At 34.0% G+C, this 25,960-nt stretch carries 30 protein-coding genes; 19 read left to right on the forward strand and 11 right to left on the reverse strand.

All coding sequences use genetic code 11. The annotated features are described in order from the left end of the window. Positions 1 to 60: 60 nt before the first annotated feature. The gene (locus ACHZK0_RS08185; RefSeq protein WP_395761699.1) at positions 61 to 1,410 is read left to right on the forward strand and encodes an aspartate aminotransferase family protein; all 1,350 of its coding nucleotides are present in this window, start codon (positions 61 to 63) and stop codon (positions 1,408 to 1,410) included. Continuing rightward, positions 1,410 to 1,772, forward strand: coding sequence for a DUF3986 family protein (locus tag ACHZK0_RS08190; RefSeq protein WP_262742034.1), 363 nt, complete (start codon positions 1,410 to 1,412; stop codon positions 1,770 to 1,772). Before ACHZK0_RS08185 ends, ACHZK0_RS08190 begins: the two co-directional genes overlap by 1 nt. Before the next feature lie 63 nt (positions 1,773 to 1,835). Here the strand turns inward: ACHZK0_RS08190 and ACHZK0_RS08195 are convergent, their stop codons facing one another. Beyond that, on the reverse strand, positions 1,836 to 2,999 hold the full coding sequence (locus tag ACHZK0_RS08195; RefSeq protein WP_061680520.1) for a cation:proton antiporter: 1,164 nt from the start codon (positions 2,997 to 2,999) through the stop codon (positions 1,836 to 1,838). A 268-nt stretch (positions 3,000 to 3,267) separates the two neighbouring features. Between ACHZK0_RS08195 and ACHZK0_RS08200 the strand changes: the two genes are divergently transcribed. Both ACHZK0_RS08200 and ACHZK0_RS08205 read left to right on the forward strand, forming a co-directional pair. Beyond that, entirely contained in the window at positions 3,268 to 4,113 is an 846-nt protein-coding gene (locus tag ACHZK0_RS08200; protein WP_262742036.1) for a MerR family transcriptional regulator, read from the forward strand. A gap of 129 nt (positions 4,114 to 4,242) precedes the next feature. After that, a complete protein-coding gene (locus tag ACHZK0_RS08205; protein WP_262742037.1) occupies positions 4,243 to 5,598 on the forward strand; it encodes an MATE family efflux transporter in 1,356 nt (451 codons plus the stop codon). Positions 5,599 to 5,634: 36 nt separating this feature from the next. Here the strand turns inward: ACHZK0_RS08205 and ACHZK0_RS08210 are convergent, their stop codons facing one another. Further along, a complete protein-coding gene (locus tag ACHZK0_RS08210; protein ID WP_061680522.1) occupies positions 5,635 to 6,300 on the reverse strand; it encodes a DUF421 domain-containing protein in 666 nt (221 codons plus the stop codon). A gap of 160 nt (positions 6,301 to 6,460) precedes the next feature. On the opposite strand from ACHZK0_RS08210, the gene ACHZK0_RS08215 reads away from it, so the two are divergent. The 4 genes from ACHZK0_RS08215 to ACHZK0_RS08230 all read left to right on the forward strand — a co-directional run bounded on the left by ACHZK0_RS08215 (position 6,461) and on the right by ACHZK0_RS08230 (position 9,181). After that, positions 6,461 to 7,039: a YdcF family protein gene (locus tag ACHZK0_RS08215; protein WP_395761405.1), complete on the forward strand. Its 579-nt coding sequence runs from the start codon at positions 6,461 to 6,463 to the stop codon at positions 7,037 to 7,039. Between the two features lie 146 nt (positions 7,040 to 7,185). Next, entirely contained in the window at positions 7,186 to 7,503 is a 318-nt protein-coding gene (locus ACHZK0_RS08220) for a DUF4870 domain-containing protein (RefSeq protein WP_000678044.1), read from the forward strand. Positions 7,504 to 7,775: 272 nt separating this feature from the next. After that, on the forward strand, positions 7,776 to 8,510 hold the full coding sequence (nfsA, locus tag ACHZK0_RS08225) for an oxygen-insensitive NADPH nitroreductase (protein WP_395761406.1): 735 nt from the start codon (positions 7,776 to 7,778) through the stop codon (positions 8,508 to 8,510). A gap of 86 nt (positions 8,511 to 8,596) precedes the next feature. After that, positions 8,597 to 9,181 carry a DJ-1/PfpI family protein gene (locus tag ACHZK0_RS08230; RefSeq protein WP_395761407.1) on the forward strand — a complete coding sequence of 195 codons (585 nt, stop codon included), beginning with the start codon at positions 8,597 to 8,599 and terminating at the stop codon, positions 9,179 to 9,181. Positions 9,182 to 9,275: 94 nt separating this feature from the next. On the opposite strand, the gene ACHZK0_RS08235 is transcribed toward ACHZK0_RS08230, so the two are convergent. The 6 genes from ACHZK0_RS08235 to ACHZK0_RS08260 form a co-directional block, all read right to left on the reverse strand. Continuing rightward, a complete protein-coding gene (locus tag ACHZK0_RS08235; protein WP_270340672.1) occupies positions 9,276 to 10,001 on the reverse strand; it encodes a sulfite exporter TauE/SafE family protein in 726 nt (241 codons plus the stop codon). 124 nt (positions 10,002 to 10,125) lie between these two features. Beyond that, positions 10,126 to 11,346 (reverse strand): MFS transporter, encoded by a 1,221-nt coding sequence (locus tag ACHZK0_RS08240; RefSeq protein ID WP_395761408.1) that lies wholly within the window; start codon positions 11,344 to 11,346, stop codon positions 10,126 to 10,128. Between the two features lie 19 nt (positions 11,347 to 11,365). Beyond that, entirely contained in the window at positions 11,366 to 11,815 is a 450-nt protein-coding gene (locus ACHZK0_RS08245; RefSeq protein WP_262742049.1) for an ArsR/SmtB family transcription factor, read from the reverse strand. Positions 11,816 to 11,943: 128 nt separating this feature from the next. Further along, positions 11,944 to 13,158: an MFS transporter gene (locus ACHZK0_RS08250; protein ID WP_395761409.1), complete on the reverse strand. Its 1,215-nt coding sequence runs from the start codon at positions 13,156 to 13,158 to the stop codon at positions 11,944 to 11,946. 6 nt (positions 13,159 to 13,164) lie between these two features. Then, positions 13,165 to 13,632, reverse strand: a complete 468-nt coding sequence (locus tag ACHZK0_RS08255) for a VOC family protein (protein WP_395761410.1) — start codon at positions 13,630 to 13,632, stop codon at positions 13,165 to 13,167. 165 nt (positions 13,633 to 13,797) lie between these two features. Beyond that, positions 13,798 to 13,917 carry a YjcZ family sporulation protein gene (locus ACHZK0_RS08260; RefSeq protein ID WP_000120179.1) on the reverse strand — a complete coding sequence of 40 codons (120 nt, stop codon included), beginning with the start codon at positions 13,915 to 13,917 and terminating at the stop codon, positions 13,798 to 13,800. 238 nt (positions 13,918 to 14,155) lie between these two features. Here ACHZK0_RS08260 and ACHZK0_RS08265 point away from each other — a divergent pair, with 238 nt between their 5' ends. Next, entirely contained in the window at positions 14,156 to 14,374 is a 219-nt protein-coding gene (locus tag ACHZK0_RS08265) for an aspartyl-phosphate phosphatase Spo0E family protein (protein WP_132131563.1), read from the forward strand. Between the two features lie 53 nt (positions 14,375 to 14,427). Continuing rightward, positions 14,428 to 14,616 carry an RNA chaperone Hfq gene (gene hfq, locus ACHZK0_RS08270; RefSeq protein ID WP_262742054.1) on the forward strand — a complete coding sequence of 63 codons (189 nt, stop codon included), beginning with the start codon at positions 14,428 to 14,430 and terminating at the stop codon, positions 14,614 to 14,616. A 25-nt stretch (positions 14,617 to 14,641) separates the two neighbouring features. Here hfq and ACHZK0_RS08275 read toward each other — a convergent pair whose 3' ends face one another. Then, a complete protein-coding gene (locus ACHZK0_RS08275) occupies positions 14,642 to 15,244 on the reverse strand; it encodes an HD domain-containing protein (protein ID WP_262742056.1) in 603 nt (200 codons plus the stop codon). A gap of 172 nt (positions 15,245 to 15,416) precedes the next feature. On the opposite strand from ACHZK0_RS08275, the gene ACHZK0_RS08280 reads away from it, so the two are divergent. The 7 genes from ACHZK0_RS08280 to ACHZK0_RS08310 all read left to right on the forward strand — a co-directional run bounded on the left by ACHZK0_RS08280 (position 15,417) and on the right by ACHZK0_RS08310 (position 23,523). Then, positions 15,417 to 16,250, forward strand: a complete 834-nt coding sequence (locus ACHZK0_RS08280; protein ID WP_262742058.1) for a flagellar motor protein MotP — start codon at positions 15,417 to 15,419, stop codon at positions 16,248 to 16,250. A gap of 22 nt (positions 16,251 to 16,272) precedes the next feature. After that, on the forward strand, positions 16,273 to 16,950 hold the full coding sequence (locus tag ACHZK0_RS08285) for an OmpA family protein (protein WP_000977943.1): 678 nt from the start codon (positions 16,273 to 16,275) through the stop codon (positions 16,948 to 16,950). Positions 16,951 to 17,099: 149 nt separating this feature from the next. Further along, positions 17,100 to 17,468 carry a response regulator gene (locus tag ACHZK0_RS08290; RefSeq protein WP_262742061.1) on the forward strand — a complete coding sequence of 123 codons (369 nt, stop codon included), beginning with the start codon at positions 17,100 to 17,102 and terminating at the stop codon, positions 17,466 to 17,468. A 129-nt stretch (positions 17,469 to 17,597) separates the two neighbouring features. After that, on the forward strand, positions 17,598 to 19,598 hold the full coding sequence (locus tag ACHZK0_RS08295) for a chemotaxis protein CheA (RefSeq protein ID WP_262742063.1): 2,001 nt from the start codon (positions 17,598 to 17,600) through the stop codon (positions 19,596 to 19,598). A gap of 173 nt (positions 19,599 to 19,771) precedes the next feature. Next, the gene (locus tag ACHZK0_RS08300; protein ID WP_395761411.1) at positions 19,772 to 21,415 is read left to right on the forward strand and encodes a flagellar motor switch protein; all 1,644 of its coding nucleotides are present in this window, start codon (positions 19,772 to 19,774) and stop codon (positions 21,413 to 21,415) included. A 29-nt stretch (positions 21,416 to 21,444) separates the two neighbouring features. Then, complete coding sequence (locus tag ACHZK0_RS08305) at positions 21,445 to 22,779, forward strand: transglycosylase (RefSeq protein WP_262742067.1); 1,335 nt, start codon at positions 21,445 to 21,447, stop codon at positions 22,777 to 22,779. Positions 22,780 to 22,806: 27 nt separating this feature from the next. After that, on the forward strand, positions 22,807 to 23,523 hold the full coding sequence (locus ACHZK0_RS08310) for a hypothetical protein (RefSeq protein ID WP_270340666.1): 717 nt from the start codon (positions 22,807 to 22,809) through the stop codon (positions 23,521 to 23,523). Positions 23,524 to 23,556: 33 nt separating this feature from the next. Here ACHZK0_RS08310 and cheR read toward each other — a convergent pair whose 3' ends face one another. After that, the gene (cheR, locus tag ACHZK0_RS08315; protein ID WP_061680539.1) at positions 23,557 to 24,339 is read right to left on the reverse strand and encodes a protein-glutamate O-methyltransferase CheR; all 783 of its coding nucleotides are present in this window, start codon (positions 24,337 to 24,339) and stop codon (positions 23,557 to 23,559) included. Between the two features lie 39 nt (positions 24,340 to 24,378). Then, on the reverse strand, positions 24,379 to 24,876 hold the full coding sequence (locus ACHZK0_RS08320) for a hypothetical protein (RefSeq protein ID WP_061680540.1): 498 nt from the start codon (positions 24,874 to 24,876) through the stop codon (positions 24,379 to 24,381). Positions 24,877 to 25,019: 143 nt separating this feature from the next. Between ACHZK0_RS08320 and ACHZK0_RS08325 the strand changes: the two genes are divergently transcribed. After that, positions 25,020 to 25,484 (forward strand): YaaR family protein, encoded by a 465-nt coding sequence (locus ACHZK0_RS08325; RefSeq protein ID WP_000946323.1) that lies wholly within the window; start codon positions 25,020 to 25,022, stop codon positions 25,482 to 25,484. 16 nt (positions 25,485 to 25,500) lie between these two features. Next, positions 25,501 to 25,953, forward strand: coding sequence for a hypothetical protein (locus tag ACHZK0_RS08330; protein ID WP_395761412.1), 453 nt, complete (start codon positions 25,501 to 25,503; stop codon positions 25,951 to 25,953). Positions 25,954 to 25,960 lie beyond the last annotated feature (7 nt).

Here is a 25,960-nt window from a genome sequence, read left to right on the forward strand (position 1 = left end):
CATCATGGCACCAGCGCAGCTTTTGTGAAAAATAAGTTGTTATGGAAGGTGGAAGAAATGATGAAAACGAAACAGACTGATGAATTGTTAGCAAAAGATGAGCAATATGTTTGGCACGGAATGCGTCCCTTTAGTCCAAATAGTACAATGGTAGGGGCAAAAGCAGAAGGGTGCTGGGTTGAAGATATACAAGGGAAAAGGTATTTAGATGGTATGAGTGGTCTTTGGTGTGTGAATAGTGGATACGGCAGAGAAGAGCTTGCAGAGGCGGCTTATAAACAATTACAAACATTATCATACTTTCCGATGTCACAATCGCATGAACCGGCTATAAAGCTTGCTGAAAAATTAAATGAGTGGCTTGGAGGAGAGTATGTTATTTTCTTCTCTAATAGTGGTTCGGAAGCGAACGAAACAGCTTTTAAAATAGCAAGGCAATACTATGCGCAAAAAGGTGAACCACATCGTTATAAATTTATGTCACGTTACCGTGGGTATCATGGAAATACAATGGCTACGATGGCAGCGACGGGACAAGCGCAGCGTAGATATCAATATGAGCCATTTGCTTCAGGATTTTTACATGTAACACCGCCAGATTGTTATCGTATGCCTGGAATAGAAGCAGAGGACATTTATGATATAGAATGTGTAAAAGAAGTAGATCGTGTTATGACATGGGAATTAAGTGAAACGATTGCAGCTTTTATTATGGAACCAATTATTACGGGCGGAGGCATTTTAATGCCGCCACAAGACTATATGAAAGCCGTTCATGAGACGTGTCAAAAACACGGTGCACTACTCATTAGCGATGAAGTAATTTGCGGTTTTGGGCGTACAGGTAAGGCATTTGGATTTATGAATTATGATGTGAAGCCAGATATTATTACGATGGCAAAAGGGATTACGAGCGCATATTTACCGTTATCAGCGACAGCTGTGAAAAAAGAAATATATGAAGCATTTAAAGGGAAGGGAGAATATGAATTCTTCCGTCATATTAATACATTTGGTGGAAATCCAGCGGCTTGTGCATTAGCACTTAAAAACTTAGAGATTATGGAAAATGAAAATTTAATTGAGCGATCTGCACAAATGGGTTCGCTTTTATTAGAGCAATTAAAAGAAGAAATTGGAGAACATCCACTTGTTGGGAATATTAGAGGGAAAGGTCTACTAGTTGGAATCGAACTAGTAAATGATAAAGAGACGAAAGAGCCAATTGATAACGACAAAATTGCAAGTGTTGTAAATGCTTGTAAAGAAAAAGGTTTAATTATTGGACGAAACGGCATGACAACAGCAGGATATAATAACGTCTTAACATTAGCACCACCGCTTGTTATTTCAAGTGAAGAAATTGCTTTTGTTGTTGGAACGTTGAAGACAGCGATGGAACGTATTTAATGAATCGAGCGAGCTGTAATATACAGCTCGCTTTTGTTTATTATGTGAAATATGATAAATTTTCAAAGGGAGGGGAATTTATTATGAAGAAATATGATCCTAATCAACATTATCACATCGGATATTATGAAGATGGATATGATTTAGAAGTGACGGCGTACAAAAGAATAAATGAACCAGTTTGGGATGCTTATATTCCGCATTATGAGGTAGACGATTTTTATAAGAAAGTGGAGAAAATGAAACTGGGTGAATATACGGATGATTACGGCATTATGGTGTATTCATTTAGTGATGATATTGACGATGAAGAAGCACGAATTATGTTTGAAAGATGGTTAAAAAAGAACGAGATTGTTTAAAGATAAAATGAAAAGGAGATTGCTATCTTATAAGATAGCAATCTCCTTTTCATTTTAGAAAGCTTATTTACTTGCTTTCATTGCTTTATCTTTTGCACCAAAAGTGTATTTTAACATTGGTGGTGTAATCATTGTAGTTAAAATAACGACAATAACGATAGCTGTAAAGTAATCTTGTGCTAGTAGACCTGAAGAAAGTCCTGTTCCAGCGATGATAAGTGCAACTTCACCACGAGAAACCATTCCAGAACCGATAATGGCAGAAGACTTAGCGTCAAATCCAGTCATTCGTGCACCTAATCCACAACCAATTAGTTTCGTTAATACAGCGATTACTGTTAATGCTAGGATGAACCAAATTTGATTGCCAATACCGTCAAATGTAATATTCATACCGATACTAACGAAGAATACTGGAACGAACATAGCGTAAGCGATTGGTTCTACTTTCTTTTCTACTTCATGTTTGTAGTTCGTTTGAGAAATCGCGATACCAGCTGCGAAAGCACCGATAATACCAGCAATTCCTAATAATTCGCCGAAATATGCGAATGAGAAACAGATGATAAGAGCCGCGCTCACGATAGACTCAGATACGCGTAGTGGTGATAACCAGCGCATAATCGCAGGAACACCTTTCCATCCGATTAAAATAATAGAAGCGAAGAATACAACTTTCTTCAAGATAATCATTGTTAAGTTAACATCATCTGTACCTAAGAAGCTCATTGCAAATGCTAATAAAATAACGACAAGAATATCATCAAATACAGCTGCGCCTAGCATAGTTGTACTTTCACGTGTTTTCATCTTTCCTAAATCGCGAAGTGTTTGTACGGAAATACTAACACTTGTCGCACATAGAAGTAATCCTAAAAATACAGCATTTCCTTGTTCCATACCGATAACAAGACCAGAAACGTAACCACCTATGAATGGAAGAAGGATACCTCCAAGTGCAACTGCTAAAGAAGAATTACGATTTGCATTTAATTCCTCTAAGTCTGTTTCAAGTCCTGCCATAAACATTAAAAGAATAACACCGACATTACTTAATTGTGTTAGAAGCTCTGAATTTTCAATCCAACCTAATATAGCTGGACCGATAACGATACCGACAATTAATTTACCTAGTACAGAAGGTTGACCTAATCTAACACTAAGATCACCAGCGAGCTTTGTACTTAATAAAATAAGTGCAATTTGAAAGAAAAATTCGAAATCCATCGGATCCTCTCCTCATCATTTTTATTTTTATCATACGATTTCTCGGAATTTGCCTAATGAAAATATGTAAAACCCATTAAACAAAGGGTCTGATTACGAGTTCTTTTGAACTCGTAATTTGAACCTGTAATTAATATATAATAAAATGTATGAAAAATCAATGAAAAAATAGCAGATTTTCATGATAGGATTCGATTTAGGTGTGTAGGGAATTGCTATATAATAAGAAGAAACAAGGCGACATTTTTTATGAATTGGAGAAGGGAATATGTTATTAAATAAACGTTTTACAATTGGAGAAATGGCAAAAATGCATAATATAGCGGAATCTACATTACGTTATTATGATGAAAAAGGTATTTTTCATCCGTCTACTGTAGATCCGCAAACCAATTATCGTTATTACACAATCGATCAATTTTCACTATTAGATACGATTAAGTTTTTACGCCAATTAAATATTCCATTAAAGGAAATTAAGAAATATATTGATGAAAGAAATCCAGCATACGCACTCAATTTACTGGAGAAGCAACAAGAAATGATGTTGAAAAAACAAAGAGAAATTGAGTATGCTTTGGCGAAAATGGAGCATAGAATTCATTTAATTAAGGAAGCAACAAAAGCAGAAGCTGAACAAATGGTAATTAAAAAAATCCCTCAGCGAAAAATTACAGCAATTGCGGTTGCTCCAAATACGACGGATGATATGTTTGAGTACTACATCCATTCGTTGCAAAAAAATATGAGGCAAATGGATGATAGCTTATTTTCAGGAGATATCGGTGTAACAGTTGCGAAAAAAGGATTAATGCAAAATGAGTTTCAAGCATATAGTAGTGTTTTCATTCTTTTAGATTACATGCCTTTTCAAGTACATAGCTCAGATGAAATTAAAGAAGGTATGTTTGCCTGTGTATATCATCACGGCTCATATGAAGAAACGGATGAGACATATAAGAAATTAATGAAATATATTGATCAAGAAGGATACGAAGTAAGTGGAGATGCGATTGAGATTGCATTAATTGATTGGTCTGTAACAGACAATCCAGAGGAGCAAGTAACTGAAATTCAAATTCCTATCTTGAAAAAACAAAGCAAGAAGCTATAGGACTCGTATCATTACAAATTGGCATGAAACACGATAATTAAGTTACCTATTTTTTAATTCTCTATTGACCTTCAAGTTACTTGAAGGTTTAAACTAAGGAAAGAGCGTTGAAAAAAGGAGCATAATAGTATGGAAGCAACAGAAAAATTAAGAGAAAAACCGATAAAAAGTTTATTTATTTCGTATTTAATACCAGCCGTTCTAGGGATGGTATTAATGTCAGTTAATATCGTGATTGATGCGGTTATGATTAGTAGAGGAGTTGGAGCAAACGGTTTAGCAGGAGTAAACGTGGCTATTCCAGCCTTTTCAATTTTCTTCTCTATTTCATTATGGATTGGAATGGGCGGGGCAACTTTATATTCCATTGCATTAGGTGAAAATAAAATAGAAAGAGCAAGGTCTATTTTTACGCAATCTATGACGGTAGCAGTAATGATCGTAGGTGTGTTAGCAGCGATTTGCTTATGGAGAATAGAAGATTTAGCATACTTATTCGGTGCAAACGAAGTGATTTTACCGTATGCGTTAGATTATTTACACGTATTATTAACGTTTGGAATGATATACGTGTTAGAAAATATTTTAAGTACATTTATACGAAATGATGGAAATCCTAATTTAGCGATGGCAGGTCTAGTTGTAACGGCTGTATTAAATATAGTGTTTGACTATATCTTTATTTTTATCTTTGGATGGGGCGTAACAGGTGCTGCTTCAGCGACTATTCTTTCGGCAGCGATTGGTTTTCTTGTATTATTAACGCACTTCTTTAGAAAAAGTAGTATTTTAAAGTGGACGAAATTCCATTTTGAATGGGATACAGTTAAACAAATTATGATTATCGGTTTCCCGAGCTTTACAGCAGAAAGTACAGTAGCGATTGTAACGATTGGTTTTAATATCGCATTCGTTCAATATGCTGGAGAAGTAGGAGTCGCTTCTTATGCGATGGTAAATAGTATTCATGCGATGACATTACTACTATTCTTCGGTGTTGGAGCAGCATTACAACCGATCGCTAGTTTCCATTACGGCGCAAATTTATCAGAGAGATTGCGTGAAGGGTTAAAGTTCGCTGTAAAAATTGCGGTAGTACTCGGTGGTATTGCAATAATTGTCGGATTATTCTTCGGGAAATATATTATTGGTCTATTTGATGTCCAATCTCCAGAGTTGTTGGAGTTAACATTAACGGGTATTAGCTTGTTCTTTATCCAATATGTATTTTTAGGCTATAACATTGTGTATGGAGAGTACTTCCAATCCGTGCGACAAACAACAAAATCAGTGCTGATTATAATGAGCCGAGGGTTACTATTTATTATTCCATTATTATGGATTATGCCAAAATTATTTGGGATAAATGGAATTTGGCTCGTTATGCCAGTAGCTGAAGTATTGACAGCGATTATCGTATTTACGATGAATCGTATGAAGCATCCTGTTCCATTAAATATGGCGGGAGAGGAAGAAGCGATATAATGAAGAAAGTCCCCTTGAGCAAGTAAGGGGACTTTTTTATGCTTTTAAACTAATCGCAAAAGATCCATCTGTTTCTTGAACAGACGCGAAAGCAACGCTTTTAATATTAGTGATGCCCTTTTCTTTTAATTCTTTATATAACCATTCTTCGTCCTTATGAATTAACTTTAAGTTATCGTATTGAATTTGCGAATCAACGATAAGGGCAATTGGTAATCCGGCATACGTAACATCTATGTTCAAATCTTTTGGAGTTAATGGTACAAGCTCACGCTTTGGTAAAATACTAATGGCTCCGTTTGCTTCTAAAATAGCGTATTCAATTTCGTGAACACTTGGATATCCTGCGACACGAAGGTTAGAAAGTAGTTCAGCAATTGGATATCTACTTTTTTGTAAGTTCTCAAAAATAATGTCACCATGTTTAATTAAAATGATAGGATGTCCGAGAATGAAACGATTAAGTTTGTTTAGCAAACTTAATTTTGTAAGAAGCAAATGCAAACATGTAATAACGACCATACCGAGAAAAGCTTGCAAAGCACCAGAGACTGGTATGGCCTGAAAAGCTAAATAAGATAAAAAGATAATAGCACCAAAATCATGAGGCGTTAGTTGTGCTAAAGCTGATTTCCCGAGCATTTTAAGTGATAGTAAAAATAAGATGAAAAAGAAAGATACGTTACATAAAAAGAGAAGCAATAGGGACACTCCTTCGTGCAAAGTTGTACTTACTGTTCCCAAAAGAAATATAAATATTACTTTCCGGAGGATAAATTAGGGTAAATTGGAATTTGTCTGTATACAAACAAATAAATGGATATTATCATGAAAGAAGCAAAGAACTTAGGAGTATATTGATATGAAAAAGAAGAAAATAATTAAGTATATGATAGGAATTATAATGGTTTGCGCCGTTTATGCGGGATTTTTACAATATAACATTTATAAGCATGGGCAAATGAATGCTACCTACGATGCGGATTATATAATTGTATTGGGCTCGAAAGTAAACGGAACGAAACCGTCGTACTCATTGCAATATCGTATTGATAAAGCAGCTGAATATTTACAATCACATGAGAAAACAATTGCTATTGTGTCTGGAGGGAAAGGAAAAGGGGAAGATATTTCAGAAGCATTAGCAATGAAAAATGGATTAATGAAACTAAAAATTGCAGAAGATCGCATAATAATGGAAGATAAATCAACGAGTACAGATGAGAATATTAAATTCTCAAAACCGTTAATTCCCGACAATATGAAAAAAGGAATGATTGTAACAAACGATTTCCATATGTTCAGAGCGAAAAAAATAGCAGCAAAACAACGGTTACAATTAGAAGGTCTTCCGGCCGAAACACCGAAGCGAATTGTCATTCCATCGAATATACGAGAGTATTTAGCCATTACGCAATATTGGTTTATGAATCGAATATAGAGAAAGTAATCCCGCCTGGAAATCTAGGTGGGATTATTTTTGATGGAAATCTTACAAATATGTCATGTTTGTGAAAGGTAAAGCGATAGTTTCTAGAATGGATTCCTGACATAATGAAGATAACAAAAACAATAGAGGTGAATCGGATGAAAGGAAATAATATATTATCTTCACTATGTTACTTTAGTATCTTTTTTGCACCATTTTTACTGCCAATTATTGTGTACTTCGTTGCGGAGGATGAAGTGAAATACCACGCGAAAAAAGCATTTTGGTCACATATTTTCCCGTATGCGATTTTATTTGGTGGCTTAGCAGTATCCGGCATATATGGCTTAAGCTTCAATCAATCTGATGGTGCTGGAATTGGCATGATGATCACATATGCGGTGTTCATTCTTGTAGGGATTTATTACTTCATTTGGAATATCGTAAAAGGTATTAAAGTTTTGAAAACAGCGTAGTAAAATAAGGAATAATTCGATGTGAGTTTGTCGTTATTTGTCGGTAAGTCGATATATTCGAAAAATCGTTGATATAGTGCAAGGAATCGTTGATATATCTGAAAAATCGCCGATATATTTAAATTATCGCTGATATAATTTCATTTACCGTATTAATAGACGTTTTAAAAAGAGCAATTCAAAAAGAATTGCTCTTTTTGTGCTTATAAGTTGTGAATATTGAAAAAGATATGTTAATTTTTCATTATGAAGAGAAAAAAGGAGTGTTTTTCATGAATGAGATTATACATAAAATGGAGCAACACGTTTCAGTTCGTAAATATAAAGAAGAATCAATTCCGAAAGATGTAGTAGACAGAATGGTACAAGCTGCGCAGCATGCCGCTTCCTCGCATTTTGTACAGGCGTATTCTGTTATATATGTAACAGATCAAGACCTAAAGGCTAAACTAGCAGAGTTATCCGGAAATCGTCACGTGAAAGACTGCGCAGCATTCTTTGTTTGTTGTGCGGATTTAAAGCGACTAGAAATGGCATGTGAAAAACATGGTACAGAGATAAAGCATGAAGGAGTAGAAGACTTTATCGTTGCAACGGTAGATGCTTCGCTTTTCGCGCAAAACTTAGTGTTAGCAGCAGAGTCGTTAGGATACGGTATTTGTTATATTGGTGGTATTCGTAATAATCCGAGAGAAGTAAGTGAATTGCTTCATTTACCGGATAAAGTATATCCTGTATTCGGAATGACAGTTGGTGTACCAGATGAAGAACATGGAGTGAAACCACGTTTACCAGTAGCAGCAATCCTTCATGAAAATGGATATGATGAAAAGAAATATGATGAATTATTAAACGAATACGATGAAACGATGAGTTCGTATTATAAAGAAAGATCATCAAATAAGAAAAACGTAACATGGACGGAATCAATGAGTTCGTTTATGTCTAAAGAAAAAAGAATGCATATGAAAGAATTTTTAAGTGAAAAAGGATTTAATAAGAAATGAGTAAAAAGGCAGTCCTGTATGCAGGTCTGCCTTTTTTGGAGGAGAAATAGGATTGTCTTCGAATAAGTATAGGGGGAGGAGATAATATGAAAAAAGCATTAATCTTTTTATTTGATGGATTTGCAGAATTTGAAGTGAATATAGCGAGTTTATTTTTAATAAGTAAGGAATTCGAAATAATAACAGCAACAATAGACGGCAAAACAGTTAAAGGAGAAGGTGTTTTTTTGTGTCAACCACATGTTTCTATCGAGCTTATTGAAGTAGCGGACTATGAAGTGCTTATCGTACCAGGAGGACATATTTTTGACCATTTAGAAAATGAAAAGTTGTTATCTATCGTGAACGAATTACATAAGCAAAATAAATGGATAGCGGGTATTTGTGCAGGGACATCTTTACTACATGCAGCAGGAGTACTTAATAAGAAGAAATTCTCAACATCATTAACACCAGATGAAAAACAATTAGCGCATTTACATGAATGGGAATATAAACAAAATAAAGATATAACCGTTGATGGAAAAATTATAACAGCGGTAGGATCTGCGTACGTTGAATTTGCTGCTGAAATAATGAAGCAGCTCAATTTATTTAATGAAGCTGAAGTGAAGGAGAACTTGCAATACTTTAAAAATGTAACAGCGGTTTGTGATGAAACGTTAGTTTAGGTGAAAATAAAAAGCGGCATAATAGCCGCTTTTTATCGTTTAAGCCTATATGTTCTTGTACAATCTAAAGCATCTATTATCTTGAAAAGCTTACTTATAACAAACGTAAACTCTCAATAAGAAGATACATACCCGTACAACTTAAAAGGATGTACGTAAATATTTTAAAAATCCGTTGATTAAGCCATTTGAAAATAATTTGACCTATATACAAACCTAGAAATACGATTGGAATAGCATAAAAACTGGATTCCCAAATTGTTTTGTTTGTCCCAGTGAAGAGTATTTGAGTTAGTAGACTAATGAAATATATAAACAGATAAAAGGCTAATGTAGTTGCTCGTAACTTCTCCTTTTTCGTATCAGTTCCTGTAAAATAAAGTAACAGGGGAGGACCTGGCATACCGATACTTGTCGTTAAAAGACCAGATAATCCGCCAACTATGAAATCTCTAGATTTTGTTGATTTAATCTTAACGTTGCATATTAGCATCAACGTTAATAGTAAGAGCAGGACGCTAATTGCTAATTTAAAAGTGTTGATGTTAATAGAGGTGAAGATTAAAATACCAAAAGGTACACCAACTATACTACCGAAAATTAATCTTTTCAGTAGAATAAAATCAATGTCCATTCTTATTTTCCAAATAAGTGATATGGAAATAATTAATGATAAAATGATATTTATTTGTATAGCTTCTTGTGGTAGAAATAACATGAGTAAGAAAGGTGTTGCCATAATAGAAAAGCCAAAACCGGTACTTGTTTGTAAAATAGAAGCTACTAATATAATACATATGAAAGTGAATATAATCTCCAAAATAACCCTCCTACATAATCAAATCCAATACATATTTTAACATAAAGTGAAACTTAAATCAGTGGGGCTTACTGTCCTTTAAAACGGGAAAAAAGCGGCTAAATAGCCGCTTTGTATGATGCATTTAATATTCTAATGATGACCCCGTAGCCTTAAAATATTTTTCTCGTGAAGGCGTCATTACCCGGATTGCTAATAAGCAGGAAAGGAGAAGAATGAGTAATGAACTAATGATTACAGTAATTTGAACGGAAAGAAATTGTGCGGATGCCCCAATTGCTAAAACGAAAAAGATTTGGATGAAATTTTTTATGGAATCAAACACGCTATCGATACGTCCTATCATATGTACAGGAATGTTATTTTGATAAAATGTTATAAAGCCAGTACCAGCAAATGATGAAGAAATGCCAAGTAAAATGAAACCGCCTGCCGCGACTATAAATGAATTTGAAAAGGCGAAAATTACATAACCTATTGCTGTAAAAATCATACCGAATCCGATACAATGTTGAATCGGTAATCGTTTAGCAAAGAGAGAAACAAGAAATGAACCAAAAATATATGCAGCACCAGTTATACTAACAAGCATGCTATATTCCATGTCGGATAAAAACAGTACTTGTTTTGTGAATACAACTTCTTGTGAATCGAGCGCCATAGAAACAAGCATAGTGGCTTGAAATAAAACGAATATGAGAATGATGTAAGTTTCAGTTCGAGCGAATGAAAAAACTTGTTTCCAATCACTTCGTAATGTTTGTACGAAAGTATTTGCAACCTCTTCGTTTTGCTTTGTTTGTATTGTAATGTTTGGTAAGAAATAAATGAGAATAGTAGAAAGTAGAAAGGAAAGTGAGTTGCAGTAAATCACAAAGGATGCTGAGTACGTGGTGAGAAGTATTCCAGCAAGGGCTGGACCGATAATAAAAGCCCCACTTGTACAAAAGTTATTCCAAGCATTGAATTGAGCGCGTTCTTCAGCTCGTATGAGCATTGTTCTATAAGAAAATGATGCTGGATCGAAAAATGATGTAGCGATGCGAGTTAAAAAGATAAAAATATAAATGGCCCAAATAGAATCAAATAGTGGAATACAGCCAATGAGAGCTGCCCGAATTATATCTGTGATGAGCATAATAGACCGTTTGTTTAATCGATCTACTATGCTACCAGACCATATTTTTGTAACAACGGTCGCAATTGGACCTACAATCCATAACCCTGCTACAGCAGCAGGGGAGTTTGTGCTATTTAACACCATTACGTTTAGGGCGATGAGATACATAAAATCACCTAAACGAGAAATTCCTGTTCCCGACAATAATAATAATTTATTTTTCATGAGCAGCTGGACCTTTCTTTCATTGTTTTTTAATCTTGCAGGAAATAGCGTATTCCTCTTCGGAGTTTGATTGACGAGCGGTTTTGTTTTCCCAGCGTAATAAAACTTGAGTAATTTCCCAAGTAAGCTGTTGTAATTCTTCCGGAGTTAAAAATAGATGCGATACAATATGACTCCCTGTATTCGTTCCTTCTGTGCCGCTTTCTTCAATATAGAAATGAGCAGCTTTTGCTTTATAATATTTTTCGATAATTCCTCGTTTTTCCTTCGTGTCTACTAATTCAAGTAATCCTCCATCATATAAAATTTGAACGTGATAATGTACGCTACCAGCAGTTTTATTTAGTTTAGTAGCTAATTGCTTTGCAGTGAGTGCTTCGTCTTTTAAAAGATGAAGAATTTGAATACGAGTTGCATTGGAAATGAGCTTCTGCTGCTCAGCTGAAATAGTAAGTCTATCGTCAAACATTACGACATCTCCTTTCTTATAATCTAAATTTATTGTACATTCTAAAAAATTAGAACGTAAGGAAAATAAATCGCCTTTTTCCTCTGTATTTCGACATAAATAAAAATAGCATGTACATAAACATGCTATTAAGTAATAGTAGATTCTTCACTAAGTTTCCCGCGATAAAATAGGTAAAGCCATATAAAACTAACAAAAATACAACATGTAGCTAGAAAACTACCAATTATTTGAGGAGAAAGGATTTCTAATAGCCATCCTGTAATGAACATAGATAACTGTATGAGTGAACCATAAATTGAGTAATGAAAGGAAAAAACTTTACCAATCATATTTTCGTGCGTGTAAGTTTGAAGTAATGTCGTATCAAGTGGAACGATGATTCCTCCTGCTATACGCATACAGAGTAATGTAATGATACCGAAAATAAGTTGATTGGATAGAATGAATCCAAGAAAGAAAAAGCCTTGTAGGAAGTAGGCCCAACCAAATGCTTTTTTCATTTTTTCTTTATTGCTGGATATGTAAAAATTAACGAGAAGGCTTCCTATCATAAGCCCAGCCCCTTGAACCGTATATAAAATTCCAATGTTCGTGTGGAAAATCTTTTCGGCATAGATCGTTAGAAGTAGCTGATAAGCACCGCCGATAATGCCCCAAGAAATGCCGACAAGAATTAAGGTTAAAATAATTTTTGTTTGTAATATGTATGTATAACCATCTTTTATATCAGTAAAAAATGCTTTTTTCTTATTACAAGTATCATGAGAAGGGACACTCATATTATAAATAAAATAGGCTGAAATAAAGTATGACAGGCTGTTGATTAAAAAAGCGAACTCAATATGTAAAGATTGTGCAATGATTCCGCCTAAAGAAGCCCCCATAATAGACATAAAACCATTTATTGTACTAGAAAGAGAGTTAGCAGTTACGAAATGATTTTGGTGTACGATATTTTTTAGGGTTGCTTGTTTAGCTGGTTCAAATAAACAAGAAAGTATAGCTAAACATATATTAGAAATGAAAATAATCTCAATTTTATATAGTGCAAATAAGTAAGTGAGGACGATCATGCCTCGTAAAATATCGGTAAAAATCAGAATCTTCTTTTTAGAAAAACAATCTACAATCCCGCCTATGAAAGGACTAAGCAGAAGTTGAGGTAATCCTTTACTTATAAAAGTGAGTGCTATCATAAATGGAGATTCCGTTATGCTATAGACGAATGTTAATAAAGCAACAGTATGAAACCAATCTCCAAGTACACTTAATGTTTGACCATAAAATAGCCTTTTGAAGTTTTTATTTGTTTTCAGAAGTGTGCCATAAGAAACTGACATAAAAGCTTAATCCTTATGTAATGATGCTGCTTGAATTTGTTTTTTCCATTTGCTTAAATACACTTTCTCTTCTGTAGGAAGTCCAACAGGTAATTGTGCAATCAATTCTAAACTATTTCCGTCAGGATCGTTAAAGTATACGGCGGCATGCGCTAATTCTGGAAAAACAATCGGTTCAATTGGTTCCATTCCAAAATCTTTTCGTGCTGAAATGCCTTTTTGATTTAGCCAATGAATCGCATTTTCTAAATCATGTAAGCTTACTTGAAAGGCGATGTGTCGTAAAGAGGGATGATAATTAACTTTGTATTCTGTGCCTTCCCAAAGGCCGAGCCAACTTTCATTTTCTTTAATCCAAAAGAAAGCAATATCATCTCCTCTTTTATATAATTTCAGTCCAAGTGATTCATAAAAAGATATTGATATCTCTAAGTTACGGACAGGTAAATGTGCTTCGTAAAGACCTTTAATCATTGTAATCCTCCTTAGTAAAGTATTTCTTATTTCATAGTAAACGTCTTTTTATTAGTTGAAATCACAAAAAAGAGGGATAACACTTCATACGAAAGTATGAAAAAACAGCTCAAATATGAGCTGTTTTCGTATAGTTTTTCGTTCATTTGTTAAGGATAGGATATATTAGTATCCGTATCCGCCGCCACCCCAACAGCTACATCCGATGATGATTAGAAGGATGAATAGTACGATAAGCAAAGCAAATCCACCGCCGAAACCAGCGCAACTTCCACCATAGCTCATATGTTTTCCTCCTTTTGAGTAAATTAATCTATATAATTCATGGACTACTATATACAATATGTTTTTTGTATGGAAAAGGAGCCAGTCTCTTTTGTAATTAGACAAACGCCTGTATGGTTATTTTGATTGTATGTTGGGCTAGTGATATGTGAATGAATTGTTATATAATTTGCGATTTGTTCATAAAAAATATAAAAATTGTAAAAAAAACCATTTTTATATTTTTTTATGAGAGGATTTGTACTATAATTTTACAAGTAATATTATGGGAAAAGGGAGTTTTAGTAAAGAGATGGAGATGGGACAATTACACAATAAAATAGAAAACAAAAAGAAAGAGCTAATTCAACTTGTTGCCAGGCATGGATTGGAACATGATAAAGTTTTGTTATTTAGCCGAGATTTAGATATACTTATTAATAAGTTTATGATTGTAAAAGATAAAGTACATAAATAAATAATTTATAGTTTTTTATATTAAGATATTTCACAAAAAGGAGAGAACAGTATTTGGAACATTTACAAGAAGAGTTATATAAGCAAATAAAAGAAGAAAAAAGTATTGTTACAATATTTTTAAAGAGTGGCGTTAGAATAGTAGGAGAAGTTGTTGCGATAGATAAATTTACTATTTTAATGTTAGTTGATGGAAAACAACAACTGATTTATAAGCAGGCTGTATCAACGATAATGAAATAAGACACTCAAATTGAGTGTCTTTTCATTATCGTTTGCAAGCTTCCACGTCAATGCCGGCAGCGAGTAATTTCTTTTCTCCATCTTGTTCAATCATTTTTTGTAATTTAGATAGGAAAGAATCAAAGTTTGTATGCTTTGCCACTTGGAATGTCATTTTATGCTCAATTGGTAGCCACGTATCAATATCAGCTTCGTTATGTTGAATTTTCACCTCAAGCTTATCAAGTGCATTAGCTACTTTTGCTTCGTACGTTTCTTTCGCTTCAAACTCCATCCATAAATCATATAATTCCTCACCGAGAGAACCTTCTAATGTTCGTTTAATATTTAAAATGGCTTCTTGCTCATTTTTTTGTTTTTGTAATTGTAATTCATGACTATTCATTGTATCAAAAGCAGGAATATCACCAGCTTCAGCTTCGACTAGGTCGTGAATAATAACCATTTTAAGTAATTTTTCAATATTTACTTTTTGATCTAAATAAGGCTCAACTAAAATGGCCATTAGAGACATGCGCCACGTATGTTCAGCAACGCTTTCTTGACGTCCGTTAGAAAGCCAGCTATGTCGCATTTCATATTTTAGTTTTTCTGCTAGTGCAATGACTTGTAAAATGTTATGTTCCATCGTGATCCTCCTCATATTTCCATACTATAATTCTAATATGGAAATGAAATGTGTCAATTTTATGAGTATATTGCGATAAATAGATGATAAGCGTATAATAAACATTATATGTGAAAACGCATTATTAAAATAAAAAAATGTTTTATAAAAATGAAAAGGAAAGGGCAGGAATATGGGAGAAGAAAATCAAGGATTTGCTAGACCAGAAAGAAAAAAAAGGAAGTTTGACATTTCTAGCCCAGTTGGCATTATAGTAGGTTTTGCCATAGTAATAGCGGCAATTATGATTGGCGGCGGCGGAATAAAAGCTTTTAAAAACTTTTTAGATGTTTCATCTATTTTAATTGTCATAGGGGGAACTACAGCGACAATTGTTGTGGCATATCGATTTGGAGAAATAAAAAAATATACGAAAAGTATTTTTACTGTTTTACATAGAAGAGAAGAAAATTTAGAACAGTTAACGGATTTGTTTGTTGATTTTTCGAAAAAGTCTAAAAAACACGGATTGCTTTCTTTAGAAGTTGATGGAGAGCAAGTAGACAACCCTTTTATTCAAAAAGGAATTCGATTAATGTTAAGTGGTTACGATGAAGATGAATTAAAAGAAGTGTTAATGAAAGATGTTGAAACGGAAGTGTATGAGTTAAGAAAAGGGGCAGCATTACTAGATAAAATTGGCGACTTTGCTCCAGCTTGGGGCATGATAGGAACTTTAATCGGTCTTATCATTATGCTTCAAAACTTGCAAGACACATCGCAAATTGGTACAGGGATGGCAGTTGCGATGTTAACGACATTGTATGGGTCAGTACTTGCAAATATGATTGCAATCCCTCTTGCTGAAAAAGTGTATCGTGGTATTGAAGATTTATATACAGAGAAGAAGTTTGTTATTGAAGCAATTTCAGAATTGTATCGTGGACAAATTCCTTCTAAATTAAAGTTGAAACTCGATACATATGTATACGAAACAAAGATAAAAAAAGTAAAACGAGCAGCCTAATATTTCAAGGAGTGGTATGGTTATGATGAAACGACCGCAAAAGGGATCGCCTCGTTGGATGACGACTTTTACAGATTTAACGATGTTATTATTAACTTTCTTTGTATTACTAGTTGCTACATCAAAGCAGGATGCAGTAAAATTGTCAAAGATGCTTGAAAAGTTTAGTGACGTGGAGCAAGTAGATGCGAAAGTAATGGAAAATACAATACCAGATATTTCGCATGAAAAAAATGATGAAAAAATGGTCTCGAAAAAAAGAATGGATGAATTATATAAGAAATTAAAAGCATATGTAGATAATAACGGTATTAGTCAAGTGAATGTATATCGTGAGGATACAGGGGTAAGCGTCGTTATAGTAGATAATTTAATATTCGATACGGGTGACGCGAACGTTAAACCGGAGGCGAAAGAGATAATAAGCCAATTAGTTGGATTTTTCCAATCCGTACCAAACCCCATTGTTGTAGAAGGACATACAGACAGTAGACCGATTCATAACGACAAATTCCCTTCAAACTGGGAATTATCTTCCGCACGAGCAGCAAATATGATTCATCACTTAATTGAAGTGTATAATGTGGATGATAAAAGGCTAGCTGCGGTAGGATATGCAGATACCAAGCCAGTAGTACCTAATGATTCACCACAAAATTGGGAAAAAAACCGTCGCGTTGTCATTTATATAAAAGAATAGTATATTGTTATTTTGATAATAAATAATAAAAATACGAAAATTCTTTTAAAAAAATATTAAATTTTATCATTTTATTTTGTATAATGAGTGAGAATGATAAGGTGAAATATTAAGATATATTTATACATAGAAGGAGAGAATTAAAAAGAATGGCACATAAAATTTTAGTTGTAGACGATGCGATGTTTATGCGAACGATGATTAAAAACTTATTAAAAAGTAATTCTGAATTTGAAATTATTGGTGAAGCAGAGAATGGAGTAGAAGCAATTCAGAAGTTTAAAGAACTTCAACCGGATATTGTAACATTAGATATTACTATGCCAGAAATGGACGGACTTGAAGCGTTAAAAGAAATTATTAAAATTGATTCAAATGCAAAAGTTGTTATTTGTTCTGCAATGGGACAACAAGGTATGGTATTAGATGCAATTAAGGGTGGAGCAAAAGACTTTATTGTAAAGCCATTCCAAGCGGATCGCGTAATTGAAGCTTTGACAAAAGTAGCAAACAGCTAATATAGAAGGGGTGCCACAAGGAATCTAAACATTGATAACGGATATGCGTGTGGCCCCCTTTTTTCTTGCTTTAAAACACTAAATTGTTATACATAAATGAAATGTTTGTTAGACAGGTAGGGGATGAAAATGCAAACAGATCTATTAAATATATTTTTTGAGGAATCAGAAGAACATTTACAATCGCTAAATGAAAATGTGCTAACTTTAGAACAAAATCCCACTGATATGGATGTTGTGGGAGAAATATTCCGCTCAGCCCATACATTTAAAGGTATGTCAGCGAGTATGGAATTTACGGAAATGGCGGATTTAACGCATAAAATGGAAAACGTTTTAGATGAAATTCGTCATGGGAATATAGTTGTAAATGCAGAGATTATTGATGTGATTTTTGAGTGCATTGATAATTTGGAGAAGATGGTTGCAGATGTGCAACAAGGCGGAATGGGCAATATTGATGTCATTACAACTAAGCAGAAATTAGAAGCATTATTGAATGGCAATGTAGAAACTCCTGCGGAATATATTGAGCAAGAACCTATAAATAATGATGCAGTTTCACATGAAGTGCATATAACTGTTGAGCAACAAGCTATTTTAAAAGCAGTACGTGCAATTATGTGTATTGAAGCACTGCAAAATGTAGGTAATGTACAAAAAACAGTTCCAAGTATTGAGGAAATTGAAGCAGATGCTTTCGGGTTTGAGTTCACAGTATTTATGGATACTGATCAAAGTGAAGAAGAATTAAAACAAGTAGTGCTTCATGTTTCTGAAATTGAGAAAGTAGAAGTGAAGCAAGGACATACATTAAAAGAAGTAGTCTCGAAAGAATTGGGTACACAAGAAGCTATGCAGGAAGATTTACAAGCGGCTACGCATGTGGAATCAACTAAAGAAGTATCGAAGCAATCTGCTAATGCTACACCTGCTAAAAGTGCTGCGAAAACAAAAAATGGTAAAGTAGAAAATCGTTCCATACGTGTTCAATTAGAAAAAATTGAAAGATTAATGAATATGTTTGAAGAAAGTGTAATTGAGCGTGGTCGTATAGATGAATTGGCACAAGCAATTCAAAACAAGGAATTAATTGAGCATTTAAATCGATTAGGAGACATTTCAAAAGATATTCAAAATGTACTACTAAACATGCGTATGGTACCAATTGAAACGGTATTCAATCGTTTCCCACGTATGGTACGTATGTTAGCGAAAGATTTAGGGAAGAAAATCGATTTACAAATTACAGGTGAAGACACAGAAGTTGATAAAATTGTTATTGATGAAATCGGTGATCCACTCGTTCATTTAATTCGTAATGCAATTGATCACGGTGTTGAGACTGTTGAACAACGTCGTGATGCAGGTAAAAATGAGACAGGTACGATTAAATTAGAAGCGTTTCATAGTGGAAATCATGTCGTTATTCAAATTACGGATGATGGAAATGGTATTCATAAAGGGAAAGTATTAGAAAAAGCGATTAAAAATGGTGTTGTAACAGAATCTGAGGCAAATAAATTAACGGATCGTGAAGTATTTGATTTGATCTTCCAACCAGGATTTAGTACAGCTGAAGTTGTATCCGACCTTTCTGGTCGTGGCGTTGGATTAGATGTAGTGAAACATACGATCCATAGTTTAGGTGGACATTTAATTATTGATTCTGAAGAAGGAAAAGGTAGTATATTTAGAATTGAACTGCCATTAACGTTGTCCATTATTCAATCTATGCTTGTTCAAACGAATGATAAACGTTATGCTTTCCCTCTTGGTAATATTGTTGAAGCAATTCGGATTAAGAGAGAAGACATCCAATCTTTACAAGGAAAAGATGTGTTAAATTACCGTAATCAAATTATTGAAGTGAAGCATTTAAGTACTGTATTTGGTGAGAAAACAGTAGATGAGGCGTTTGCGTCATATGATGGTCAAATGGTTCCTGTGTTAATTGTTCGTAATACACATCGCAGCTATGGACTTATTGTAAACACAATTATCGGTCAAAGAGAAATAGTCCTAAAGTCATTAGGTGACTTCTTTGCAGAGAGTTCGAACTATTTCTCTGGTGCGACAATTCTCGGTGATGGACGAGTGGTCCTCATTTTAAACCCAGAAGGTTTATAATAGGAATGAAGGAAAGCTCCCCACTTGTATACAATTGGGGAGCTTTTTGGTTAATCGTTACTAATCTAAAAGTGGGAATAAATACATATTAACGTTTTATATAATAATTTTGTTAAAATAAAATGAGAGTTTATATCATTTGATAGAAAAACAGAAATGAGGAGGCAGAGAAAATGCCTGAGCAACACATAAAAGGGGATACGAGCACAATTGTGCTAGAAAAAGAAAATGAGCATTTAACGCCTCAAGAATGCGATATTCTTGGCGAAATTGCAAATATATCATTTGGTTCAGCTTCGACTGTATTATCAACAATCTTAAATAGGCAAGTAAGCATTACTGCTCCTCGTATAGAATTGGTAGATTTATATGATTCAAGCGACGTCGAAGTTCCACACGTTGTATTAAACATTCATTTTACAAAAGGATTAGATATGGAAAACCTTCTTGTTCTTAAGCAAGATGTTGCATTATCCATTGCTGATTTAATGATGATGGGAACAGGTGAAGTGGAAGAAGGAAAAGAACTTGGTGAATTAGAGCTAAGTGCTGTACAAGAAGCGATGAATCAAATGATGGGGTTCGCAGCTACATCTATGTCTGAATTCTTCCAAGATACAGTAGATATGTCTCCGCCGACAATTAAAGTTGTAAAGTTATCAGAAGAAATGGAGAAACTCTCTGAAATCGATGGGAATCAAACGATTGTTAAAGTATCGTTTGATTTAAAGATAGATAATCTTGTAAATTCTAAACTTGTGCAAATTGTTTCAGTTGAACATGCGAAACGAATGGTAAATAAATTAATGCAATTATCTGGTGACGTAGAAGAGCAAGACGAGCCAGCGGAAGTAGTGGAAACTGAGATTGTAGAAGAACAAGTTGAAAAAGAGCATTTAACACAAGAAGAGAAAGATGTTCTTGGTGAAATTGCAAATATTTCAATTGGTTCCGCTTCAACAGTATTGTCAACACTATTAAATCAGCCAGTTACAATTAGTACGCCCAATGTAGAATCAATCAATGTTCGTCATTATGACGGAGTACCAGTCCCGTTTGTTATTTTAAATGTTGATTTTGTTGAAGGACTAAAGAATGAGAATGTATTCGTATTTACGAAAGATGTCGCTTTAACAATGGTAGATTTAATGATGATGGGAACAGGGGAAGTTGATCCAGAGAAGGAGCTTAGTGAATTAGAACTGAGCGGTATTAAAGAAATTATGAACCAAATGATGGGGCATGCTGCGACGGCGATGTCAGAAATGTTTCAAGAAAAAATGGACATGACACCGCCAAATGTTAAATTCGTAACGTTGAAAGAAGAAATGGAATATTTGGGAGAGTCAATGAAAGTGGACGAACTCGTCCAAATTACGTTCAACCTTGAAATTGGCGACCTGCTTCAATCGAAAATGTATCAAATTTTACCGATTTCAGAAGCGAAAGAAATGGTAAGAAGACTTCTATATCCAATGATGGAAGAGGAAGAAGAGATTGTTACAGAAGAGATTGAAGAAGAAAAAATTGTAGAACCTGTTGTGCAACCTATTGAATTTAAAGAAGTAAAACAAATGGAACCAGTATATATGGACACATCCATCCTACAAAATGTAGAAATGAATGTGAAATTTGTATTTGGAAGCACAGTGAAAACAATTCAAGATATTTTAAGTTTACAAGAGAATGAAGCAGTTGTGTTAGATGAGGATATTGACGAGCCAATTCGTATTTATGTAAATGATGTATTGGTGGCGTATGGTGAACTTGTAAATGTAGATGGATTTTTCGGAGTAAAAGTGACGAAATCGCTATAAGTCGTTGAAATAGGAGTTTGAGCTAGTAGATGAAAAACGTAAAGTTTTTTCTAATGAGCTGGTTATTCATAAATGTGTGTCTGTTCTTCCCTCTGCAAAGTCAGGCGGAAGAACAAATTGAGCCAGATCAAAAACTAAATGAAATGAATGTACAAGAAGAAAACAAAGAAGTTCAAGAGCAGTCAGAGCAAGTGAATCAAGGTAAAGAGGAACGACAAGAAGTAACAAATGAACAAGAGGTCGAAAAAAAGATAGAGACGGATCAAGGGGTTATTACAGTAAATAAGCCGGAATTAAAAGTTGGCGAAGAAGTGCGGGTTATTGTAGAGCCGAAAGAGCAAAATGTTCAAAGTATAAAAGGTATTTTGCGCTTGCCAAAAAACGGCGATCAGTATGAACAAGAAAGAATGCTATCGTTTAAGTATGAAGAGGAAACGAAGCGATGGATTGCTAAATACAAGGTCGAGACTTTTGATTTGCAAGGTGATTGGAATCTTCAGCTCGTTCAAAGTTACAAAGAAAATGAGAAAGAAGAGCTTGTAGAAAATGAAGTGAAAGTCCCGCTCATTCATATAAATAATGAAATGCCAACGCTAGATAAAGAGTTACCGAAGTTACATAAAGTTACGATTGATGAGACGAAGGGAAACGTAATTGAACGGAAACAAGGCGATTCTATACGTGTACGAGTGAAGGCGACAGACGTAGAATCAGTTGTGAAAGAAGTTCGTGTGACATTAAAAGGGAAAGAAAATAAAGAGATTACATTTTTATTAGATTACAATAAGCGCGATATGGATTGGCAAAAAGTATTTGAAATAACGGATACGTTGCCAATTGGCACATACGAACTAGTTGTAGAGATAGTGGATGCGGCCGGCAATAAACTGGTTGAGGCAAGTGAGTATATCGTTTCTGTTTTGGAGCAAAAACCAGAAGATGATAAAAAGATAGAAGAACGAGAGAATGAAGATAAATTAGAAGATAAGAAAGAAACTGAGAAGCAGGAAGACTCAAAAGTAGAAATCCCGCTTCTGGAAGAAAAACCGCCAGTTGTTCAAATTCCGAAAAAAGAAGAGAAAGTAAACGATCTTATAAAAGAACCATTGAAAGAGAAAGAAAAAATTACTTATGTTATAAAAGAGCCTTTCACAGACAATAAGGAAGTAAATAAAGCGAAGGCACAAAAAGATAAAGATAATAACAATCAAGTCATTTCGAAAAAGAAAGAAAAAAAAGAAAAGCCAGAAGATAAGAAAGAAGCTAAAAGTGAACAGGGAATACAAGCTTCTAATGTATTTGCCATCATGTCAGGTTTATTCGTACTATTTTTAGTTTTAAAGAGTAATAAAGAATGGGGCTAATTATTTCATAGTAGTGGAGGCGCTTAAATGGAAATTAAACGTACAACAATTGAAGATAAGACGCTACAACCATTAAAACAGCCTGCAGCTATTTCGGAACATGAAATTCAGAAAGAACGAAAGCATAGTAATCTAGTGTTTACTGGACAGTCTAAGATTATTTCGAAAAATAATGAAATAGGGATTTTACTTGCGAGTTTAGGTGATGGAAAGGTTATGAAGGAAATGCTTTCTAAAGAGATGGATACAGTACTGCAACTCTTTAAAAAGTTGCATACGTTATCTGGAGAAGGGAAGCAAACAGAAAAAGTATTTGAACAAGTAATGAGAAGTTTACAAGGGCTTGTTAAGCAGGCGCATATAAAAGAGCTTCCTTTGTTAGATGGAACGTATGATTTCGCAGAAGTACAACTATCATTTGGTAGAAAGGTACATATTCCGTTATTAGATGTAAGTGCACTCCTTTCTAGAGTGGAAAGCGATTCTTCAGAAGGAAATATAAATTTAATGGTAACGGTTATTACTGCTTACATAACGAAATTGTCTAACGAAACTATTTTAATTAGCGTTACAGATCGCACTGCTAAAGAGCGGGATGTGAGTGTATGGAGAGCGCTCGCAGAAATGAATATGACACAATTATCACAGGCCCTGAAACAAACGATGCAAGAACATAAATGGTCTATGACGTTTCTTTTTCTCTTTGTATGGATTGTTGCTATTATTTTAATTCGAGTTATATAAAAAGGTCGTCACTTTACATTGTGACGACCTCTTTTATATTTTTTCGTAGAAGAATGTATCAAATCTCTGAAGATTATAACGTTCAGGTGTTAAAATTTGTTCGGTACTACCAACAAATAGTACGCCGCCTTTTCGTAAAGCACGACTAAACTTTTCATAAAGTTTTACTCTTGCTTCTTCAGTAAAATATATCATTACGTTGCGACAAATGATTAAATCGTAATTTGTATCGAACGACTGCATTAACAGGTCATGTTGTTTGAACGTAACGTTTTGCTTAATGTTTTGATGTAATGAATATATATCATTCTCTTTTGTGAAATGACGTTCTTTCAAATCGGTAGGTAATTCTTTTAAAGAACGTTCTGTATATTGACCGCGTTTTGCAGTTTCTAAAATGTGAAAATCAAGATCTGTTGCTTGTATTTCAAAACGAAATGGAGCTAGATGCTTCGATAAAATTAAAGAGAGTGTATATGGTTCTTCACCGGCAGCGCATGCGGCACTCCATACCTTTAATTTTCCGTTATTTTGTTCAAGTAATTTTGGTAGTGCTTTCGTCTCTAACGTTTGCCAACGTTCTTTATTTCTAAAAAATTCTGAAACGTTAATTGTAATATAATCAATAAAACTTAAAAATAAATTTTGATCGGTACGTAAATTACTTAAAAAATTAGTGTAGTTCTCAAAACCTTTTCTCGAAATAAAAGCATCGATTCTACGACGCATTCTATCTTGTTTATATGAAGCGATATCCATATTAAATTGTTGTTTAAAACTCGCGATAAAATGATCATAATCTTGTTCAATTATCATATTTATAATAGGCACAATAACGATATTGTGCCTCCCCCTTTACATCATACGGATTTTTTGTTCAAAGTTTTTCTTCATCTGTTTTTCATGTAAACCAGGTAAATCATAAATAACAGCATCAATTCCTGCATCTTTTGCAACGTCAACGGGAATGACAGATGTATGCTTGTCCCCATTATAAAAACAGAGAACTAAATCGGTATCTTCAATTATTTGTTTTACAAAAAACATATAATCCGATCGGTAAATGGAGTCGGAAGGATGATCAAAAGCGACATACTCGGCTCCGTGTCTTTTTAAGTAATCAACGACCTCTTGAAATTCATCTGTTAATGATTGTAACGGCTGTAGCGTGTAAAGGCATAAATTTTGAGCGAGTCTTTCGTTTTCGATGAAAAAACGAAGAATCTCATTTTCGATAGATTTATAACATAATATGTAAATTTTATGTTTGTGAGCATAGTCAGTTAAAAATTTTTTTATTTCTTCTTGATCTAATGCTGTTAATTGATTTGAACCACAAAGAAAAATATTCATAGATTTGTGCCACCTCATGCTAAATTGTAACATATCTTTTATAAAAAATAACTGCAAAATATTAGTGTTCAGAGTATAATTATAAATAACTGGATTTTACGATTAAGTTTAGGAAGAAATAAAAAAATAAATAGGTGATATATATGCTGCGTTCGATCTCGCATAATCCAATTTTATCGCATATACCGCCTGCTACTCAAATGCCGAAAGAAGCAAATGTCAGGACAGGACTTGCATTTTCGGATAATTTGCATGCAGATCCGAAAAAAGATAAATTGCTAGAACAAATGGAAGCATTTGTCGATAACATTGGAGAAATTAAAGAGAAAATTGAAATGGAATTAACGCTTGATAATGTAATGGAATACAAAAATACAGTAAAATCATTTTTGAATTTTTACGTAGATAATGTATTGCAATATAAAGATGTCATGTCTCGTCATCCGCGTTACGGATATTCACAGAAAATGACGATTGTAAAACAGGCGGAAATGGGATTAAATGAGCTAGAAGATGTTATGAATTTAATTAATACGAAAACGGGACATTTAGAAATGTTAAATCAGATTGGAGAAATCCACGGTTTAATTGTAAATTTAGTCTTGTAAAAGGGAAGGAAGCTATATGTACATACAATTATATGAAAAGCTCGTTATTATTCAAAAAGCGTATGAAAATATTCAAACGCTCGGAGAACAAATATATGAGAATTTAAAACATAAAAATGTAAATGCAGTTCAAAAGTTACAAGTAGAGCAATTGCAGTACATTGATGGTTTAAAAAAGTTATCAAGTTCATTTGAAGAAATGGTTGTTCAGTTTTGTAAAGAACAGGGCGTAGAATCATTTCGCGTAAGTGCGTTATTTTCGTATTTTTCTCATGAAGAAATTGAAAAAATGGAAAAATTACAAAAAAATGTAACGGAATTAGAAGAGAATGTAAAAATGATTCTTTTGAAAAATCAATATTACTTAAACGTACTATTAAAAACTACAGAAAGTATTGTGGATTCCGTTTCTGAATATAATTTAGAGCGAAACAATAATTCACAAATCTTTATGAACGAACTATTGTAAAGGGGAA

It is taken from the genome of Bacillus sp. 3G2 (assembly GCF_044324725.1).
GTDB lineage: Bacteria > Bacillota > Bacilli > Bacillales > Bacillaceae_G > Bacillus_A > Bacillus_A mobilis.